Below are 19,671 nucleotides of genomic sequence, written 5' to 3'. Positions count from 1 at the left end.
GCGTCTGACGCGCGGATTCATGGTCTGAATTATTCCACACCCGGGCTGTGAAGGCGATTGCGCACCGGGTGCCGGTCGGCATCCTTTATCCCCAGCGCATCCTCGCCGATCAGGATTCGCTGGACATTCGCGGTCCCCTCGCCCACCGCAAGCATGTTCACATAAGCCGTGTATTTCTTGATCGGATATTCGTCCGCCAATGCGTAACCGGCGAAGATTTCCGCCGCCCCCGCCGCGGCCTCTTTCGCCGCCTCGACGGCAATATACTTGGCCCGCGACGCCGCCCGGGTCGCGGGGTGTCCCTCATCCATCAGCCAGGCCATGCGATGCACCATCAGCCGCGCGGCATCGATATGGGTGGCCATGTCTGCGATCACATGCTGGACCATCTGGTACTCGCCGATCGGATGACCACGAACGACCCGTTGGTTTGCGTAACCGATCGCCTCGTCGAGACAAGCCTGGGCCAGCCCCACCGCCCGGGCCGACACGGTCAGCCTTCCGAACTCCAGCGCGTTCATCGCGACCTTGAAGCCCTCGCCCTCTTCGCCCAGGCGGTTTTCCACCGGAACGATAAAGTCATCAAGGAACACGGCGTTCGAGGCGAGCGCATTCGACAGGCCGGTCATCGGGATCGGGTCGGCCGTGAAGCCATTATATTCTTTCGGCTCGACGATGAAGGCGGTGATGCCGCGATGCCCCGCTTCAACATCAGTCTTGGCGAACAGCACACCGACATCGGCGGCGTTGGCGAACGTGATCCATTGTTTCGAGCCGTTCAGGCGGTACATATCGCCGTCGCGCGTGGCCGTGGTCTTCATGGCGCCCGCCGCGTCCGAGCCCCCACCCGGCTCGGTCAGGGCGAACATGCCGATGCGCTTGCCGGCGATCAGCTCGGGCACGAAGCGGGAAATCTGGTCGTCGGTACCCCAGTTGAAGATCGTGAAGGGGCAGGTCATGCCTTGCATGTTCATGCAGTAGCCGAACTCCGGCGCGACCCGCGAGATCGCCTCGGAAATCGCGGCCACGGCCAAAAACCCCGCATTGCTGCCACCGAGGGCTTCCGGGAACGCAGCGCCGAAAAACCCCGCCGCGCCCATTCTTTCGACGAGCGCGCGTGGAAACTCGCCCGACGCTTCATAGTCGCCGATCACGGGCAGAATCTCGGTCTCGGCGAACCGCGCGACATTGTCCGCGAAGGCGGCAATCTCTTCAGGCAGGGTAAAATCCATCCGCGCGTTCCTTTATTCCTGCGGTCAATCTATCTAACATCGCGGCAATCGTGAAAAGAAAGGTGGAAGCGCAAATGAGCGAGCTTTTCACATCCGTCGAGGACCTGGCCGCCCGCATCCCCGACGGGGCCAAGGTCGCATTGGCGCCCGACTATTCGGGCTGTTCGATGGTGACCGCGCGCGCGCTGATCGCCCGGCGCGCGAAAGACCTGCACTTGATTGGCGTGCCGTCGGTCGGCTTCCAGGGCGACATGCTGATCGGCGCGGGCTGTGTGGAGACCCTGGAGACTGCCGCCGTGACCCTCGATGAATACGGCCCCGCGCCGCGTTTCATGGCGGCGGCGAAGGCCGGGTCCATCAAGATCATCGACGGCACCTGTCCGGCGATCCATGCGGGCCTGCAGGCCGCCGAGAAGGGCATACCCTACATGCCCGTACGCGGCATCGTCGGTTCCGACCTGCTGGCCCACCGCGACGACTGGACCACCGGCACGGACCCGTTTGGCCAGCAGGAAGGGCCGCTCGTGCTGGTCAAGGCGATCCGGCCCGACGTGACCCTGATCCACGCGCCGCTCGCCGACCGGAACGGCAATGTCTGGATCGGGGTGCGCCGGGAGATGATGGTGATGGCCCATGCCGCCCGCGAGACCTTCGTCACGGCGGAAGAAATCTACGACGGCGACCTGCTCGCCGACGAACAACTGGCCCCCGGCACGATACCCGGTCTTTATGTGTCCAGCCTCGCCGAGGCGGCCAACGGTGCGTGGCCGGTCGGCCTGTTCGGCCGCTACGGGCCCGACGACGCCCATCTGCGCGACTATCTCCAACGCGCGCGCACCGACGAAGGGTTTGCGAGCTATCTCGACGAGTTCGTCTACGCCCCGAAAGCCGCCGAATGAGCGCCGATCTCGCGGCCCCGCTTGCCGACGAAGAACTGCTGATCTCGACCGTCGCCGATATGCTCGCGGGCCTGCGCCACGTCGCCGTCGGCGCCCAGTCGCCGATCCCCGGCTCAGCCGCACTTCTCGCAAGGGCAAAATCGGGCGGAAGCTTGCGCGTCTCCATGCTCGGTAGCGAGGCCCACAGCCCGTTTACAGACGGCGGACGCGAATTGTTCGACTGCGCGGCCCAGGGCCGGATCGACGCCTTCTTCCTCGGCGGCGGCCAGATCGACGGGCAGGCGAATATCAACCTCGTCGGGATCGGCGACTACCCCAACACGAAAGTCCGCTTCCCGGGTTCGTTCGGCTCGGCCTATCTCTATCTCCTGGTGCCGCGGGTGATTCTGTTCCGCGAGGAACACACCGCGCGCGTCCTTGTCCCGAAAGTCGATTTCATCAGCGCGCCGGGTGTCAGCGATGAGGATGTCCACCGTACCGGCGGCCCCCATGCGCTGGTGACGGGCCGCTGCGTATTCGATTTCGATGTCGACAAGCGTCGCTTCCGACTGGCCTCCATACACCCCGGGCATGACACGGACGAAATCCGCGAACACACCGGCTTCGATTACGACGTGTCGGATGACGTGCCCGAGACGAAAACTCCCGACGCGGCAACCCTCGATTTGCTCCGCGGCCAGGTCGCCGAGGAGGTCGCCGAGACCTATCCCGCCTTCGCCGCCCGTGTCTTCGGCAGCACAACCGCCGCCGCCTGATTTTCCTTCAAGGTAGAAACCATGACCGATAATTCCGGACCCTTCGGCGCGCTGGCCGGCCTCAAGGTGGTGGACCTCGCCCGCGTGCTCGGCGGCCCCTACTGCACCCAGATTCTGGCCGACCACGGCGCCAACGTGATCAAGGTCGAGCCGCCCCAGGGCGACGAGGTTCGTGACTGGGGGCCACCCTTCCACGAGGGTGACGCGTCCTATTTCGTCGGTCTCAACCGCAACAAGCGCTCGATCGGCCTCGACCTGACCAAGCCCGAGGGACGCGAGGTGCTGTTCCGGCTGCTCGACGAGGCCGACATCCTGATCGAGAATTACAAGACCGGCACCATGGAGAAATGGGGGCTCGGCTATGACGATGTCCTGGCCGAGAAATACCCGTCCCTGATCCACTGCCGGATTTCCGGCTACGGGGCCGACGGCCCACTCGGCGGATTTCCCGGCTATGATGCCATCGTCCAGTCGATGGCGGGTTGGCTCTCGATCAACGGCGGTGCAGAGAAAGAACCCACACGGGTCGGCATCGCCGCCGTCGATATGGGCACGGGGCTTTACTCCTGCGTGGCGATCCTCATGGCGCTGTTCGAACGCCAGACCTCGGGCAAGGGCCAGTTCATCGACATGACCTTGTATGACTGCGCGGTCTCGCTGATGCACCCCCACGTCCCGAACTATTACCTGTCGGGCGGCGAGGTGCCGGGCATCACCGGCAACCAGCACAGCAATATCGCGCCCTACGACAAGTTCCCGACCAAGACCGTCGATGTGTTTATTGGTGCGGGCAACAATCGCGCCTTCCGGCGCCTGTGCGACGAACTGGGCAGACCCGAGCTCGCCGAGGACCCGCGCTTCGCGAACAATTCCGACCGCACTCAGCATCGCGACGAGCTGCGCGAGGAACTGATCGACGCCTTCGCCGCGGTCGATGGCGAGGAACTTTCCCTGAAGCTGTTGGCGGCGGGCATCCCCGCCGGGCCGGTGCTCAACACCGATCAGGTGATGAACGCCCCCCACACAAAGCATCGCAACATGGCGGCCAGGCTCGACTGGTATGAGGGCACCGGCATCCCGATCAAGTTCGGGCGCACCCCGGGCGAGATCCGTTCGACCCCGCCGGCGTTCGGCGCCCATGCCGGCGAGATCCTCGGCGAACATGGCTTCGACGAAGACGAGATCGAGGCGCTGGCCGCATCCGGCGGGCTCGTCACCGAACGCCGGAAACTCTAGAAACCCTGCTTCACGAGAAGGAACCGCCATGCGCTGGTCCGAACGCCGCAAAAACTTCCGCACCATCCTCAACGGGGACGCCTGCGTCCATCCCGGCTCGGTGGCCGACCCGATGACCGCCCGCATCACCCAGGAAGTCGGCTTCCAGGTCGGCATTTTCGCGGGCTCGGTCGCGTCGATGGCGGTGCTCGCCGCGCCCGACCTGATCGTGCTCACCCTTTCGGAATTCGCCGATCAGGCAAAACGCATCGGCCGCGCTTGCGACCTGCCGCTGCTGGTGGACGCCGACCATGGCTACGGCAATGCGCTCAATGTGCGCCGCACGGTCGAGGAGCTGGAGATGGCCGGCGTGGCGGCGCTTTCGATCGAGGACACGGTCCTGCCGAACGCGTTTGGCAGCGGCGACAAGGCCAGCCTGATCAGTGTCGAGGAAGGCGTCGGCAAGATGAAGGCCGCGCTCGACGCGCGCACCGACCCGGACCTCGTCATCGCCGGGCGCACCAGCGCGCCGGGCATCGCGGGCGTCGACGAAGCGATCCGGCGTGTGAACGCTTATGAAGAAGCCGGCGTCGATGCGCTGTTCCTGGTGGGTGTCAAAAGCCGCGAGGACCTGACGGCCATCGCATCGAAAGTCTCGACGCCGATCATCCTCGGCAGCGCGTCGCGCGAGATGATGGACCGGGACTGGCTGGCGTCCATCGGCGTGCGCATCTGCCTGCAGGGGCACAAGGTCCATGCCGCCGCCATGGACGCATTCCTGCGTACCCAGCAGGCCATCGCGGACGGCACCCACCCCGACGATCTGGAGAATGTTGCTTCGGGCGACACCATGAAGCGGTTCATGCGCGCCGATGACTACGCGGCATGGTCGAAGGCGTTCCTGGCGTAACGGCTAGGCGCGGTCCGCCGCGAAACGCCGGAGGCTTTCGAACAGTTCGGCATCGTTGATGATCCGCGGCACCTTGTGCTGCCCGCCAAGCTGGCCCCGCGCCTTCATCCATTCCGGGAAACCGCCGGGCGGCAGCGCGACCACCTCGGGCGCGTTCATGCCGAACCCGTCTGCGCGGTGGGCCTCGTAATCCTCGTTGGTCGCGCACAGTGCCGCGTCGAGAATACGCGCGAAATGCGCAAGCCGCGCCGCAGACGGCACCTCGCCGGCGAACTCGACGATATAGAGATGCCCGCCCCGGCTGTCGTCGTCGCTGGCGTGCACAGCGCCGACCGACCAGTCGCGCACATCGCTCCCGATGGCCACGCCCCCGTCGCGGACCGCCGCCTCGATCTCCTCCGCGATCAGATGTTCGCCGAAGGCCGACATGGAATAGCTCGTGCGCCCGGTCACCTTGACCCGCAGCGGGTCGCGGCTGACCAGCTCGACCGTGTCGCCAATCACATAGGACCAGAGCCCGGCACAGCTCGACACCACCAGCGCATAGTTGATGCCCCGCTGCACCGAGCCCGCCCAGTGCCGTGTCGGCCGGCGCGACTCCAGCTCGTCGACCGGCACAAACTCATAGAAAAGTCCGGTATCCAGCATCAGGCGCAGGCCGTCATCCGGCCCCCGATCGGCAACACCGATGAACCCCTCGCTCGCAGGGTAGACCTCGCGCAACTCGGCATGGGTATCCGCGATCAACGACTCGAACCGCGCGCGGTAGGGCTGAAAATCGACCCCGCCATGGATCAGCAATTCCAGGTTGGGGAAATATTTCGCGAGATCGGGGCTGCTGTCGCCGCGATAGGCGGCGAGCATATCGAAGAAGATCAGCAGCCAGGACGGCGTCCCGCCAATGAGCCGGATATCCTCCCGGTCCAGCGCCCGCACCATCCGGTCGACCTTCAATTCCCAGTCGCTGACCAGCGCGTCGTCGCGCGACGGAAAGCTGCGGCCCTGGAACCACCAGGGCAGGCTTTCGGTCATGATCCCCGAAAGATCGCCGCTGCGAATCCCCGGCGCCTCCTGTGTGAATTCGGTGCTGCCGCCGAGCATGAAGGACTTGCCGCCCAGAACTTTGCTGTCGGGCCGACGCGCCAGATGGTGGCAGACCAGATCGAGCCCCGCCATCGTGTTGGACGAGATGATCTCGTTGGTGCAGGGAATATACTTCGTGCGCCCGGTCGTGGTGCCCGATGTCACCGCGAGGTAGGGAATGCGCGACGGCCAGGACACGCCCCTCAAATCCGGGAAGGCCGGTCCCCAGTAGCGTTCCTGAAAGTCTTCGTACCGGCGCAGAGGCACCCGTGCCTGAAACTCGGTGATGCTGCGGATCGATTTGAAGTCATGGTCGCGCCCGAACTTCGTCCGGGTCGCCCGTGCCACGAGGCCGAGAAGCTGGCGCTGCTGGACATCCACGGCATCCATCGCCGCCAGCTTGCGCAGGCGCCGACTGCCATACAGGCGAACGAGGGGGGTGATGTTCAGCATGGCCCCAGTTTACGCCATGGACAGCGTCAGGGGGTCAACTCGGTTTTCCGCGCGAAGGTCTGCCGGACCGTCTCGACCCGCAATGGCAGGTGCACATATTCGCCGGCCAGCCACAGGTCGAACTGGTCGATGAAGTTCGCGCTGTTGATCCAGCCGTCCTGGCCGCCCAGCAGGGTAAACCAGTTCGCGTCCGGGTCGGACATGTCGGAGATATGCCGCGATTGGGACCCGAACCGCGTAAAATGACGTTCGTCAGTGTCCGAATGGGCGGTCTTCATCACCGTCGTCGAGCTGCCGCCGATGGGCACGTCGTTGAACCGGTACTTGCCGCCGATGAGCGGGATGAAATTCAGCGGGTGGCGCAGCCCCAGCCGGTGCATGTCACCCCAGGTCGGCAGCTCCTTGTGCCGCGCCGCCGCATCGCTCAGCGCCGCCGCCAGGACCGGCGCCACTTCGGCTGCCGGGGTCGCGCCGATCATCTCGCCGAGCTGTTCGTCGAACCGCCCACCGACCGAGATTCGCGTACGCGCGTCCTCGCTCAGGAACTTTTCGGCAAAGGCGAACATGGTGAGTTCGAAGGCGACGGCGCCGGGAGAATCCGCACCGTAGTGGCCGTCCCAGGCCCGGATCGTCGCGAGCAGGTCTGTCTGTTCCGGCGTCAAAGCCTGCGCGACAGCACCCAGCTTGCCCAGCAGCAGGTCACGCAGCGCGACGGCGGATTCCATATACACGTCCTGTTGCAATGCCCGCAGGTCATCGACCGAGACCTTGTGATCGCCGGACAGCAAGTCACGCAAACGCGCGATCCGGTCGTCGTTGGAGAAGTGCCAGCCGACCGCAACCCCGGCCTCGCTCCCCTCGACCGGCTTGTTGTTCGCCGACGCGACAAATCCACTTGGCGGATCGAACGCCGCGGGCAACGTCCCGGCGGTGACGGTCCTCGCCCAGGGGTCGCGCCCGTCCGCCGCCGCGGCGGGGATCAGCAGATCCGGCGGCGGGACCGGTGAACGCGCCGGCAGCTTCACCGCCATCACCTGGCCGATATGCCCGTCGGTGTCCGCATAGACCATGTTCTGACCCGGCACGTGGAATCCGTCGAGCGCGGCACGGAACCCGTCGAAATCCTGCGCCTGGCTCATCCGCAGCATGGCGGTGATCTCGTCGCTTGGCCGATGACCCATCCAGCGCAGCGCGATCGTCTCGCCCTCACGCGCGGAGTTCACCAGGGGCGAATCCGTGATCACCGGGCCGAACCGGGTCTCGCGGACTTCGGCTTCCGTGTCGAACCACCAGCGCACACCAATATTTTCCGTGCGGGTCTCGAATTCATCCGCCGGCAAGTCGGTCACATCGACCATGTCCGTGGACAGGGCGCGCATGTTGGTCCCGCCCCAGGCGATCCGGTCGTTGCGGCCCAGGGCGATGAATGGCACGCCGGGGATCATCATGCCGACCGCGTGATAGGACGGCGACTTGTAGCCGGCCAGCAGCCAGAGATTGGGCAGGAACACGCCCAGATGGGGGTCGTTGGCGACCAGCGCCGCGCCCGTGCCCGTGCGTGCGCCGGAAACGGCCACCGAGTTCGACCCGGCCTTGGAGAAGCCCGCCAGCAATTCGTGGAACACCGACGCCTGATCCGCCGCGCCCGGCCCGATGCTGGGGATGGAGTCGAGGCCCTTTTCCGTGGCCCGCGCCCAGATCTCCGGCCAGTCGGCCCGATCGCGCAGGGACAGCATGCCGAACCAGATAAGCCAGTTCACATCGGTCGAGGCGAGCCGCCCGACGGCGATCACATCGGTAGCGGTCCAGGGTTCGCGTTCGAGTCCCAGCACGCGGTGTTCGTGGGGCAGTTCGTCGGCATTGGCGATGTAGTGATTGACGCCGGCAACGAAGGAATCGAGCCAGGCCCTCGTGTCGGCGGGCATCATTTTCAGGGTCGCCTCCGCGCCGCGCCCGAAATTCAGTATCCGCAGGGACTTGTCGATGTCGCGCGCCAGCGGCCCGCCCATCTCGGCGACCCGCCCGCGCACGAGGCGCCGCGCCACCTCCATCTGGCCCCAGCGCAGATGGGCATGCACCACCCCCAGCGCCACGGCGAGGTCCGTATCGCTCTCGGCCTCGATGAACGGCACCTGGAATTTATTCCAGTGAATGCGCACCGGCGAGTCTATCGGCACACCCGCAACCGGGATCGCGGCGAGCCGCGTATCGATGCTCTCCGGTTTGGGCAGCGGTGTGAGCACGGCGCAGCCCGCAAGGATCGTGGCCATGGCGGTGCCGGCGAGCAGATTGGCGAGGCGCATGCATGCAGCTCCTAGCTTGATTCGGTGTTCCGCTATAAATCTAGGTGCGCGGTACCAAAGTCCAGTTGCGATGGCGTGATCCGCTCCGGCAACGCCGCCATTGACCCGCCCCGGCGCACCGCCGAAACTGATGGCATGTCCCCCTGAAGGCCAATGACGGTCACCGACGAGGAATTGCGCGGCATGCACACCAACACGATCAGCATCCCGGTCGAATGGGGCCATTGCGACCCGGCGAAGATCGTCTTCTATCCCAATTATTTCGTCTGGTTCGATCACGGCACCCGGCATCTCTTCGACAGCGTCGGGGTCGGCTACGACGTGATGCTCGACGAATACAAGATCGTCGGCCTGCCGCTGGTCGACGCCCATGCGAAGTTCATGTCGCCCAGCCAGTTCGGCGACGTTCTCGAGATCACCAGCCAAGTGAGCGAGTGGCGCCGCCGCACGATTGTGGTGACCCACGAGGTCACCAACGCCGGAACCCCGGCGGTGCGCGGCGAAGAGATCCGGATCTGGGCATCGGCCGATACCGACAGGCCCGGCAAGCTGATCACCGCGGATATCCCGGCCGATTTCCGCGCCCGGTTCGAGGCCGGCGGCGGATGAGCGGGCAACAGCCCAACCGTCAAACTTTTGACGGATGCAGATGTGGCCGGATGCGCTAAACTGCGCGCCAACGAATTGTCGGCACAAAAATGAAAACAGCCGCCATGTCACGATGGACAGCCGGTCAAGCAACATCCGGCGTCCCAATCCGGGAGAGAAAAGCATGAGTTCGAACATCCTTAAATCCGCCGCCCTCACGGGCGCCGCGATCGCCGCGCTGACAATCAGTGCCGCACCCGCCATGGCGCAGGACGTGACCCTGCGCATGCACACCTTCATTCCGCCGGTCGCCAACCCGGGCAAGACATTCCTCACCCCCTGGGCCGAGAAGATCGCGAAAGATTCGGGCGGCCGCCTGAAGGTTCAACCCTTCTGGGCCATGCAGCTCGGCGGCAAGGCGCCCCAGCTTCTCGACCAGGCACGCGACGGTGTTGTCGACATCGTCTGGACCCTGCCGGGCTTCTCGGCGGGCCGCATGCCCGAGGTCGAGCCCTTCGAGCTGCCGTTCGTCCACAAGGACGCGCTTTCGACCACGCTGGCGCTTCAGGACTTCCAGGCCAAGTATCTCGACAAGGCGCTCGGCGCCTACCATCCGCTGCTGCTGCACAGCCATCAGGGCTTCCTCTTCCAGACCAAGGAACCGGTCCAGAAGATGGCGGATCTGAAGGGCATGAAGCTGCGTGCCGCCTCGCGCGGCGGGGTGTGGCTGCTCGAATCCCTCGGCGCGGTCGGCGTCGGCCTGCCGCTGCCGCAGATTCCCGCGGCGCTTTCCAAGGGCGTGATCGACGGCGTGACATTGCCGTTCGAGATCGCCCCGGCGGTCAAGACCCCTGATCTGGTCAGCCACTTCTCGAGCCTCGCCGGCGCGCAGCCCCGCCTGGGCACCAACGTCTTCACCTTCCTGATGAACAAGGCCAGCTACGACAAGCTGCCGCCGGACCTGCAGAAGGTGATCGACGACAATGCGGGCGGCAACATCGCCCGTCTGGCCGGTCAGAACTGGATCGATGTCGAGACCCCGGGCCGCAACGCGGTCGCGTCGAAGGCCAAGAACAAGTTCTACGAGATCCCGGCAGACGAGGTCATCAAGATGAAGGCCGCCTCGCAGCCTGTGTTCGACCGCTGGTACGAGGAAGTCGGAAAACGCGGTCTCGATGGCCCGGCCATGGTCATCGACGCCATCGACATGATCGAGAAGCATTCGGGCAACTCCTAGGGGACGCCCGGGACCGTTCATGAACGGTCGGATTTTCGCCGATGAGCGAGACAACATCTGACAACGCCCGGCCCACCGATCCGGTGGGCCGGCTGCTTTACGCCATCGCCAAATGGCTCGCCATCTTCGGCGGCGTCATCCTGTGCGCCATGGCCGTGCTGACGACGGTGAGCGTCACCGGCCGCTCGCTGCTGAACAATCCCATTTCCGGTGATTTCGAACTGGTGGCCATCGGCACGGGCCTCGCGGTCTTCGCGTTCCTGCCCTGGTGCCAGATGGTGCGCGGCAACGTTCTCGTCGACTTCTTCATGGCGGCCGCGCCGCCGCGCGCGCAGATCTTCACCGATGTGCTTGGGGGTCTCGTTTATCTCGCCATCGCCGCCCTGCTGACCTGGCGGATGATCTTCGGCGGCATCGACATGTACAACTACAACGAACTGTCGATGACCATTAACTTCCCCCGCTGGACGACCTTTCCGCCGTCCATCGGACTGATGGCATTCCTGGTGATCGTGATCGCCTACACGATCGGGCGCAGCGTCGCCGAGCTGCGCGCCGGGCGCTATTTCAATCAAGACGGCGCCGAGGATATCGGCGGCAACGACGGTACGGCGTCATGACGGGCCTCGAGATCGGCATCGCCGGCTTCGCCGTCCTGTTCGTCCTGCTCGGCCTGCGCATTCCCATCGGCGTGGCCATGCTCGGCGTCGGCATCGTCGGCTACGTCACGATCGCCGGCGAGGTCGCGCTGTTCAGCTATCTCAAGACCGAGACCTACTGGCGCTTCACGACGGAAAGCCTGTCGGTGATCCCGCTGTTCCTGCTGATGGGCCAGTTCGCAGCCAAGGCCGGGCTCAGCCAGGCGCTGTTCGCAGCCGCCTACACCTGGCTCGGCCAGTATCGCGGTGGCGTTGCCATGGCCGCGGTCGGCGGCTGTGCGGGTTTCGGCGCGATCAGCGGCTCGTCCCTCGCCACCTCGGCCACCATGGGCCAGGTCGCCCTGCCGGAGCTGCGGCGATTCAACTATTCCGGCGCGCTTGCCACCGGGTCGCTGGCCGCGGGCGGCACGCTGGGCATCCTGATCCCGCCCTCGGTCGTGCTGATCATCTATGCCGTGATGGTCGAAGCGAATGTGGCCACCCTGTTCCAGGCTGCCTTCATCCCCGGGATTCTCGCCGCGCTCGGCTACATCGCCGTGATCGCCATCGTCGTGCGCGTGAACCCGGAGGCCGGCCCCGCCGGCCCCAGGGCGAGCCGGGCCGAGAAATGGTCCGCGCTGCTCGAAATCTGGCCTGTGCTGCTGATTTTCGTCCTGGTCATGGGCGGCATCTATTTCGGCGTCTTCACCCCCACCGAGGGTGCGGGGGTAGGCGCGTTCGGTACGTTCCTGATCGCGGTGACCCGCGGCGGCATGCGCCTCCAGGGCTTCATCGATGCCTTGCTCGGAACCGCGCAAACAACGGCCATGATCTTCCTGATCCTGCTGGGTGCCGCGATCTTCAACGCCTTTCTCGGCTTCTCCCAGCTGCCGATCTTCGCGGCGGATTTCTTCGGCAGCTCCGGACTCGCCCCGCTGACCATCTTGCTGGGCATGATCGTGCTCTACATCCTGCTCGGCTTTGTCATGGATTCCCTGTCCATGATCTTCCTGACGGTACCGATCTTCTGGCCCATCATCGCCGGTCTCGATTTCGGCATGAGCGAAGAGGAGACCAAGCTCTGGTTCGGCATCATCTCGCTCATCGTGGTCGAGATGGGCCTGATCACCCCGCCGGTCGGCCTGAACGTCTTCATCATAAATTCCATGGCCCGCGACGTGCCGATGATCGAGACCTTCAAGGGCGTGATCCCGTTCTTCATGTCTGATATCGTGCGGGTTGTCATTCTTGTGTTTCTGCCAACAATCACCTTGATTCTGCCGCGTATGCTGAACTGAGCCGGATCAGGAACGAAAACGTGGAGTATTTGGGGAACGATCAGCGCACCCATCAGGATATGCTGATCACTTGAATCGGAGCCCTGATCTTGTCGGATGTGGTGTGAGCCACCTGACAGAAACGGCGGAAGCGGTCGGACCGCAAACGCCTCGAACACTGCAAGAACGACGCCGAACAAACGAGGAAGCACCATGAGTATTCGCGCCGACGTCCGACCCGACCTGATGCCCTACTACAAGGATGATTGCGACCCGAAGAACCTCGCGCCCTTGTGGGAGGTGCTGCACACCTTCGCCCGCAAGGAGCCCAAGAGCGACTGCGAGCCCTATATCTGGCATTACAACGAGATCCGCGACACGCTGATGAAGTCGGCGGATCTGATCACGGCGGAACAGGCAGAGCGCCGGGTGCTTATACTCGAGAACCCGGGCATGCGCGGGCGCTACCGGGTGACCACATCCCTGTTCGCCGGCCTGCAGCTGATCATGCCGGGCGAGATCGCGGCGGCCCATCGCCACACCCAGGCGGCCCTGCGTTTCATCGTTGAGGGCTCAGGTGCCTACACGGCCGTCGACGGCGAGAAGACAATCATGGAAGTTGGTGACTTCGTCATCACCCCGTCCTGGACGTGGCACGATCATGGCAATGAAAGCGACCGGCCCATGGTCTGGCTCGACGGCCTCGACGTGCCGCTGGTCGAGACCCTCGACACCACCTTCGCCGAGCCCTACCCGGAGGCAAGCCAGGCGGGGACCCGCCCGAGCGGCGATTCCCTCGCGCGCTATGGGTCCGGCCTGCTGCCGGTCGACCACCATCAGCGCAGCCCGTCCTCGCCGATCTTCAACTATCCCTACACCCGCACGCGCGAAGCGCTCGAGACCATGCGCAAGACCGACGAGTGGGATCCCTGCCACGGGCTCAAGCTGCGCTACGTCAATCCGGATAACGGCGATTCCCCGATGCCGACCATCGGCACCTTCATGCAGCTCCTGCCCAAGGGCTTCGAGACCTCGGGTTACCGATGCTCCGATGGGACCGTCTATTCCGTGGTCGAGGGAACCGGCAAATCGATCATCGGCGACCAGACCTTCGAATGGGGGCCGCGCGATCACTTCGTCGTCCCGGGTTGGGTGCCGCAGAAGCACATCGCCAACGAGGACGCGGTCCTGTTCAGCTACTCCGATCGCCCGGCCCAGCAGAAACTCGGCCTGTGGCGCGAGGATCGCGGGAACGCCTGAATGCCGGAAACGGTCGCCGCATCGCACGGGCGGGTTGCCGACGATAACAGCGTTCATCCGCCTGGCGCCCGGCGCCGGCGCATCGCGGCGGGCCAGCGGCACCTCCATATGCGCCACGCAGATGACAGCATCTGCCCGATGCCGCGCGCCGGCCAATGACCCCACCCCGCGATTGCCGCCCTTTTTTTGAGCCGAAAAGCGTCGCCGTCGTCGGCGCCGGAGAGCGCCTGACCAGTTCCGGCGGGGCGGTGCTGCGCAATCTCATCGGGTCTGGCTATGCCGGGCGCATCGTGCCGGTGAACCCCAGGGGCGGCGAGATCCTCGGCCTGCCGGCGGCCACCTCCCTGTCGGCGCTCGACGCACCGGCCGAGCTGGCCGTCCTGGTGGTCCGGCCCGACCTGATTCTCGATATCGTCGATGAGGCCGCGGCAACCGGCCACAGGAATGTGATGATCCTGGCCGGAGGATTCCGCGAGGCGGGCGAAGACGGCGCGGCGCGCGAGGCCGAGCTGCTGCGCAGGGCCGACGCCGCCGGCATCACCATATTCGGCCCGAACTGCGCGGGCATCGTCCATCTCGCCGCGGACGCGCCGTTCGCCGCGACCTTCTTTCGTGCGCTGCCCCCCGGCGGCGCGATTGCGGCAATTTCCCAGTCGGGCGCAATCGCGGAAGAGATCATCGCCAAGTCCAGAATCGGCGAGCTGCCCGTCGGCACCGTTGTTTCGGTCGGCAACGCCGTCCATCTCGAGGTGACGGATTATCTCGAATATCTCGGAGACGAGGACAGCTGTCGTTGCGTGCTTCTCTACATCGAGTCCATCGCCGATCCGGACCGGTTCCGCGCGGTCGCCCGCAAGGTCGCCGCGAAGAAACCGGTGGTCGCGCTGATGGGCGGCGGCTCCGACCGGGGCGCATCGGCGGTGCGCAATCACACCGGGGGCGCGGCCATGCCCGACGCGGAGATCAACGCGTATCTGCGCGATTGCGGCGTGATCCGCGTCCGATCGGTCCGGCGCCTGCTGCTCGCGGCCAAGGGTTTCGGGCTGCACCGGGACGGCATCGGGCCAAGGGTGCTGCTGCTGTCCAACTCGGGTGGGCCCGGCGTGATCACCACCGACCAACTGCGCGCCGAGGGGCTGGAGATGCCCGACCTGCCGGATGCCTACGCCGCCATGCTGCGCGAGCTGCTGCCGGGTGAGGCCGCCGTGGCCAATCCGATCGATCTGTTGGCGGATGCCCGCGAGGACCGGTTTGGTCCGGCCCTGGAGGGTGCGCTCGCCCATGGCGCCAACATTTTCGATGCCATCCTGACCATCCATGTCCTGCCGTTCATGGTGGATGGGGACCCGGTCATCGATACCCTTTCAGGCATAGCCAAAACCGCCGGGCTGCCCTGCTTCCACTCGATGATGGGCACCCTGGAACATCAGTCAAAATGGTTCGCGAGGATGGAGGCCGCCGGGGTTCCGGCGTTCAACGATTCCGAATCCATGGCCGAGACGGCGGGCATTCTTGCGCAGTACCCCAAACTGCGCGCGGCGCTCGTGTAGGTCATTACCCAAGGGTCGACCCTTTCCGTCGATACCGGCTTGACCTTCCAGTGGCTGGAAGCAGTAAGGAGAGAACTGCACTGAGCGAGCAGTTTCATGTCCAAACGTTTCCTACTCATAGCTATTCTCGCCATCGGGGCCGTTGCTGCGGTTGTCTACCTTGCGATCGGCAAACCCGCCGCCGAGGCAACCCTTTCGGCGGATCCCGCGAACGCAAGCCTTGTGGCGCTTGGACAGCAGGTCTACGCATCTCAGTGCGCGGCCTGCCACGGCGCAAATCTAGAAGGTCAGGCCAACTGGCGTACGCGCAAGGAGAATGGTCGGCTCCCCGCGCCACCCCATGACGCGCCGGGTCATACCTGGCATCACGACGACATTTCGCTGTTTCAACTGACGAAGTTCGGTCTGGCTGCCCTCGTCGGCCAACCGGTAGAATCGGATATGCCCATCTTCGATGGAAAATTGACCGACGAGGAAATATGGGCCTCGCTCGCCTATATCAAATCACGCTGGCCGCAGAAAATCCGGCAGCGCCAGGCCGACATCAACAAGCGCGCCGGGGGCTCCTGAGCGTTGGTCGCAGACAGCTCACAGGTTTCCGTCCACCTCTTGGGGTACGCCAGTTGGTCAGGATTACGACCAAAGGCGCAGCGCCGATGAGGTCTCGAAGAGTTCTCACCGAAAGAATTTTCGCACGCATGATCCTGACCGTCATCGCGGTTACGGCGGTAACCATTTTCCTGGCGCTGGTCACCTCGAATGCGCATGCGCACGGTGCCTGGAATTCAACGACCAATCTCGAATCACAGGCAACAGGCGGGGTGTTGGGTCCGGCTTCCGGTCAAAAGCAGCCCGAAGAACTGCCATCATGCCATCACGGCATGACCCCCTGCTCTTCTAGCATTTCACTCTCCGGTACCTATGCGTCTGAACTTCGACGGACAAGAAGCACCGCTTCGTTCTCCGTAAAGTTTGGACCACCTTCCGCTTTATATCTTCTGATTGATCCCCCTCCTCCCAAACCCCAAGTCAGCTGACCTGTACGAGTTGAATTTCTTTCAACGTTTCCGCGGCCATCCGCCCGACCAAAACATGGTGGGCCATCAGGGCACTGCGAAGACAATATTGGGAATGGGAATATGCGAAATATCAAACTCAGAACGACTATATTCTTCGGAGCCGCGGCGGTTCTGCTGTCCACCAGCCTGGCCCTCGCCCACGGCGGCGCCACCGGCATTGTGAAGGAACGAATGGACCTCATGGATTCCGTGGGCAAGTCCATGAAGATCATCACGGAGATGTTCCAGGGCGAAAAGAATTACGAAGCCACCGCCGTTCGCGACGCCGCGCAATCCATCGGCAGCCATGGCGGCGAGCAGCTGACCCGGTTGTTCCCCGAGGGAAGCATTCAAGGCCCGAGCGAATCCTTGCCGGCCATCTGGCAGAATTGGGAACGTTTCTCGGAACTGTCCGAGGACCTGACGAGATACGCCAATGCTTTGGCGGCGGTGGCCGAAAATACGCGCGGCCCGGGCATGCGCGGCGGGCGCCAGGGGGGCACGGGAATGAGCCCCATGGGACGGAGTAATCCCATGACGGGCTCGACCGACGGGATGCGGATGAACGATCCGGCCGCCCTCGCGCAGATGTCGCCCGATGCAGCGTTCGCACGCCTCACGCAGACATGCAGCGCCTGTCACACACAGTTCCGTAAAAAACAGTAGGCAACTCCCATGAAGAAGTTATTCCTGGTAGCCGCCGCAGTGATCGTGGCGGTCGCCGCAGGCGGCGCATTGCTGATTTTTCGCGGAGGTCAGGCGCCGGAATCCGATATCTCGTCTCTCGAAGGTGACCCGGAACGCGGGGCGTATGTTGCGCGTCTCGCCGGCTGTATTGCGTGTCATACGAACGAAGCCGAGGGGGGTGAACTCCTGGCGGGTGGACCACCTCTTGAGACACTGTTTGGCACATTCTATGGCCCGAACATCACGCCAGACCCCGTCGCAGGTCTGGGAGACTGGTCCGTCAACGACTTCGCGCGCGCGCTGCGTCATGGAATCTCGCCGGACGGAAAGCCGTACTATCCGGCATTTCCCTACACCTTCTATTCCAAGCTCACGGATCAGGATGTCGCGGACCTCTGGGCGGCGTTCAAAACCGTCCCCGACGCGAGCGAGTCCACAAAACCGCAGCAGCTCAAATTCCCATTCAATCAGCGCTGGGCTCTTCGTGGATGGCAAAATCTGTTCTTCGAATCGGAGACCTACACCCGAAATCCGGCCCGGAACGACCTTTGGAATCGCGGCAAATACATCGTGACCGGCCCGGCACACTGCGGCGCGTGTCACACCCCCCGAAATCCACTCGGCGCCCGAGATGCGGAACAGGCCCTCCACGGCACCGGCGGATTGCCCGGTGATGAGCGTTCGCCGCCGATCACACCGGAAGCACTTCTCAAGAAAGGCTGGACCGAGCGAAATCTCGCATTCGGTCTGCGATTCGGTACCAAGCCCAATGGCGACGTGCTCGGCGGCAGCATGGGCGAGGTCATTCGCGACGGCACCTCATGGCTGACCAACGAGGACCTGCGCGCGATCGCTTTTTATCTTCTGAACAACAACGATACGAAATGACGCACCGGAGTGCCTCTCGGTAAATGCAGATTTCTGCCGCTCGGGCATCACCCATGCGGGTCTTCACCCTTCGCGACCATGAGGTGATGATCCTGGTGATGCGTGCCGAGCGCCATGATCCCGATGAAGCCGAGACCGTCGAGCTTCGCCAGATTCCCGGGATCCGCAACCGTTACGGTCATCGCCGCGCCGTTCGGGAAGCTGACGGCTGAGATATTGATGCCGTTCACCCCGTCCATGGTCTCGGCGTGCCCTTTGATCATGCGGTCGATCGAATCACGGATCGCCCCTGCGCCCGTCACCAGATAGCGTTTGCCGCTATCAATGTTCGTCACCGTCACGACCGCTCGCAATGTGACGTTGTCCATATCGATCAGATGTTCCCGGAGCCCGTTGATATCTACCTTCGTCCAGTCGGTGCCCGCATCGGATTCCAATAGCGCGACGATCTCCTGAATTGCGGCGAAGGCGCCCTGGCCCGGTTCCCGGGCGGAGACGCTTTCCACTCGCTCCATCCCGACACCGTGATCGCGGCCATGATCGACATGGGGCATACCGGAATTATGCATGCGATCGGCATGCTGTGCCTGTGCGGCAAGCGGCAACATCAAGGCGGCAACGGTAACAATATACTTCAGCATTTTACTCTCCTGCGTGTTAATTCAGTCCGGACCTTGCCCGCGTTGTCGCGAATCTGACATGATCATGATCATGTCCTCGGAGATATTTGATCTTCTGCGATCATCGCGCGGCACCCGCCTTAAGCTCGATCCCGGTGAGCATCTTTTCCATCTTGGACAGCCCATCCGGCACCTCTACCTGGTGCTTGAGGGCGAGGCGCATCTTGTTCGATTCGATGAGAATGGCGGCGCTGTCATCCTGCAACGCACAGGCCCCGGCGGGGTGATCGCGGAGGCGTCCCTGTTCGCGAATAGCTACCACTGCGACGCGGTTGCCCGGGAGGCGACAACGGTCCAGAGCATCCCGCGAAGCACGCTGCGCAAACGACTTCGGAGCGAGCCGGCATTTGCCGAAGCCTTCATGGCGCACCTGGCACATGAAGTTCAGAACACAAGGTTTCGGGCCGAGGTGCTGTCGCTCAAGACAATCGAAGCGCGACTGACGGCATGGGAAAGCTGGCATGGTGCGTTGCCCCCGAAGGGCGAATGGAAAAGTCTCGCACAGCAGATCGGTGTCAGTCCCGAGGCACTCTACCGGGAACTGGCAAAGCGGGCGGGAATAAGCTGATGCGATGTCTTGGGAATAGTCGCGCCTGTGAACCTTTCACGGGAATCAACTCTTCAGTTAGTGTCCACGATTTGGCTAATTCTGCCAGGCTGGCGTTTCTCCGCATGCAAGCGGAAAACTCAGGCCGCGATGCGGTTGTAAAAACGCGCAATCATCCAGACGATCAAGCCCGACAGAACAGACCAAAGCACCAATCCCCAGACAAAACCCACCAACGAGAGAGACCACTGGAACGCCAACGGTTCCGCGTGGACCATGTAGGCGGTCATCCGGAGCATCGGCCCGGGAAACATCGCAACGAGCGCGCTACAGATAATCCACAGAACGCCAAACACGGTGGCCGTGGCGATCGCCAGTTTGTTTGCATTGATTGCCATTTTTCGTCCCCTA

General features: G+C 63.9%; 20 protein-coding genes. 15 read left to right on the top strand and 5 right to left on the bottom strand.

The window, feature by feature from the left end; all coding sequences use genetic code 11:
- Positions 1 to 29 precede the first annotated feature (29 nt).
- Positions 30 to 1,232, bottom strand: a complete 1,203-nt coding sequence (locus ABJ363_05870; protein MEP4378509.1) for an acyl-CoA dehydrogenase family protein — start codon at positions 1,230 to 1,232, stop codon at positions 30 to 32.
- Between the two features lie 74 nt (positions 1,233 to 1,306).
- On the opposite strand from ABJ363_05870, the gene ABJ363_05865 reads away from it, so the two are divergent.
- The 4 genes from ABJ363_05865 to ABJ363_05850 are packed head-to-tail and all read left to right on the top strand — an operon-like array spanning position 1,307 to position 5,011.
- Entirely contained in the window at positions 1,307 to 2,131 is an 825-nt protein-coding gene (locus ABJ363_05865) for a CoA-transferase (GenBank protein ID MEP4378508.1), read from the top strand.
- On the top strand, positions 2,128 to 2,886 hold the full coding sequence (locus ABJ363_05860; GenBank protein MEP4378507.1) for a CoA-transferase: 759 nt from the start codon (positions 2,128 to 2,130) through the stop codon (positions 2,884 to 2,886). The genes ABJ363_05865 and ABJ363_05860 overlap by 4 nt, the downstream gene beginning before the upstream one ends.
- 21 nt (positions 2,887 to 2,907) lie before the next feature.
- Positions 2,908 to 4,122, top strand: coding sequence for a CoA transferase (locus ABJ363_05855; protein MEP4378506.1), 1,215 nt, complete (start codon positions 2,908 to 2,910; stop codon positions 4,120 to 4,122).
- Positions 4,123 to 4,150: 28 nt separating this feature from the next.
- Entirely contained in the window at positions 4,151 to 5,011 is an 861-nt protein-coding gene (locus tag ABJ363_05850; GenBank protein ID MEP4378505.1) for an isocitrate lyase/phosphoenolpyruvate mutase family protein, read from the top strand.
- A gap of 3 nt (positions 5,012 to 5,014) precedes the next feature.
- On the opposite strand, the gene ABJ363_05845 is transcribed toward ABJ363_05850, so the two are convergent.
- Together ABJ363_05845 and ABJ363_05840 are read right to left on the bottom strand one after the other, a co-directional pair.
- Complete coding sequence (locus ABJ363_05845) at positions 5,015 to 6,547, bottom strand: GH3 auxin-responsive promoter family protein (protein ID MEP4378504.1); 1,533 nt, start codon at positions 6,545 to 6,547, stop codon at positions 5,015 to 5,017.
- Positions 6,548 to 6,573: 26 nt separating this feature from the next.
- A complete protein-coding gene (locus ABJ363_05840) occupies positions 6,574 to 8,850 on the bottom strand; it encodes a penicillin acylase family protein (protein MEP4378503.1) in 2,277 nt (758 codons plus the stop codon).
- A gap of 153 nt (positions 8,851 to 9,003) precedes the next feature.
- Here ABJ363_05840 and ABJ363_05835 point away from each other — a divergent pair, with 153 nt between their 5' ends.
- The 10 genes from ABJ363_05835 (at position 9,004) to ABJ363_05790 (ending at position 18,033) form a co-directional block, all read left to right on the top strand.
- The gene (locus tag ABJ363_05835; protein ID MEP4378502.1) at positions 9,004 to 9,459 is read left to right on the top strand and encodes a thioesterase family protein; all 456 of its coding nucleotides are present in this window, start codon (positions 9,004 to 9,006) and stop codon (positions 9,457 to 9,459) included.
- A 163-nt stretch (positions 9,460 to 9,622) separates the two neighbouring features.
- The gene (locus ABJ363_05830; protein ID MEP4378501.1) at positions 9,623 to 10,675 is read left to right on the top strand and encodes a TRAP transporter substrate-binding protein; all 1,053 of its coding nucleotides are present in this window, start codon (positions 9,623 to 9,625) and stop codon (positions 10,673 to 10,675) included.
- A 41-nt stretch (positions 10,676 to 10,716) separates the two neighbouring features.
- Entirely contained in the window at positions 10,717 to 11,295 is a 579-nt protein-coding gene (locus ABJ363_05825; protein MEP4378500.1) for a TRAP transporter small permease, read from the top strand.
- Entirely contained in the window at positions 11,292 to 12,611 is a 1,320-nt protein-coding gene (locus ABJ363_05820) for a TRAP transporter large permease (protein MEP4378499.1), read from the top strand. The genes ABJ363_05825 and ABJ363_05820 overlap by 4 nt, the downstream gene beginning before the upstream one ends.
- A gap of 192 nt (positions 12,612 to 12,803) precedes the next feature.
- Entirely contained in the window at positions 12,804 to 13,850 is a 1,047-nt protein-coding gene (gtdA, locus tag ABJ363_05815; protein ID MEP4378498.1) for a gentisate 1,2-dioxygenase, read from the top strand.
- Positions 13,851 to 14,005: 155 nt separating this feature from the next.
- Positions 14,006 to 15,400, top strand: coding sequence for a CoA-binding protein (locus ABJ363_05810; protein MEP4378497.1), 1,395 nt, complete (start codon positions 14,006 to 14,008; stop codon positions 15,398 to 15,400).
- A gap of 96 nt (positions 15,401 to 15,496) precedes the next feature.
- A complete protein-coding gene (locus ABJ363_05805; GenBank protein MEP4378496.1) occupies positions 15,497 to 15,970 on the top strand; it encodes a cytochrome c in 474 nt (157 codons plus the stop codon).
- Between the two features lie 128 nt (positions 15,971 to 16,098).
- The gene (locus tag ABJ363_05800; protein ID MEP4378495.1) at positions 16,099 to 16,437 is read left to right on the top strand and encodes a hypothetical protein; all 339 of its coding nucleotides are present in this window, start codon (positions 16,099 to 16,101) and stop codon (positions 16,435 to 16,437) included.
- A gap of 102 nt (positions 16,438 to 16,539) precedes the next feature.
- Positions 16,540 to 17,124, top strand: a complete 585-nt coding sequence (locus ABJ363_05795) for a cytochrome c (protein MEP4378494.1) — start codon at positions 16,540 to 16,542, stop codon at positions 17,122 to 17,124.
- Positions 17,125 to 17,133: 9 nt separating this feature from the next.
- Positions 17,134 to 18,033 carry a cytochrome c gene (locus ABJ363_05790; GenBank protein MEP4378493.1) on the top strand — a complete coding sequence of 300 codons (900 nt, stop codon included), beginning with the start codon at positions 17,134 to 17,136 and terminating at the stop codon, positions 18,031 to 18,033.
- 47 nt (positions 18,034 to 18,080) lie between these two features.
- On the opposite strand, the gene ABJ363_05785 is transcribed toward ABJ363_05790, so the two are convergent.
- Positions 18,081 to 18,674 carry a hypothetical protein gene (locus tag ABJ363_05785; protein MEP4378492.1) on the bottom strand — a complete coding sequence of 198 codons (594 nt, stop codon included), beginning with the start codon at positions 18,672 to 18,674 and terminating at the stop codon, positions 18,081 to 18,083.
- 64 nt (positions 18,675 to 18,738) lie between these two features.
- Between ABJ363_05785 and ABJ363_05780 the strand changes: the two genes are divergently transcribed.
- Entirely contained in the window at positions 18,739 to 19,281 is a 543-nt protein-coding gene (locus ABJ363_05780; protein ID MEP4378491.1) for a Crp/Fnr family transcriptional regulator, read from the top strand.
- 119 nt (positions 19,282 to 19,400) lie between these two features.
- Here the strand turns inward: ABJ363_05780 and ABJ363_05775 are convergent, their stop codons facing one another.
- A complete protein-coding gene (locus ABJ363_05775; GenBank protein MEP4378490.1) occupies positions 19,401 to 19,658 on the bottom strand; it encodes a DUF5676 family membrane protein in 258 nt (85 codons plus the stop codon).
- Between the last annotated feature and the right edge of the window lie 13 nt (positions 19,659 to 19,671).

It is taken from the genome of Alphaproteobacteria bacterium (assembly GCA_039980135.1).
GTDB lineage: Bacteria > Pseudomonadota > Alphaproteobacteria > UBA6615 > UBA6615 > UBA8079.
The sequence above is the reverse complement of the archived record's forward strand: the minus strand, read 5'-3'. Positions and strand labels throughout refer to the sequence as shown.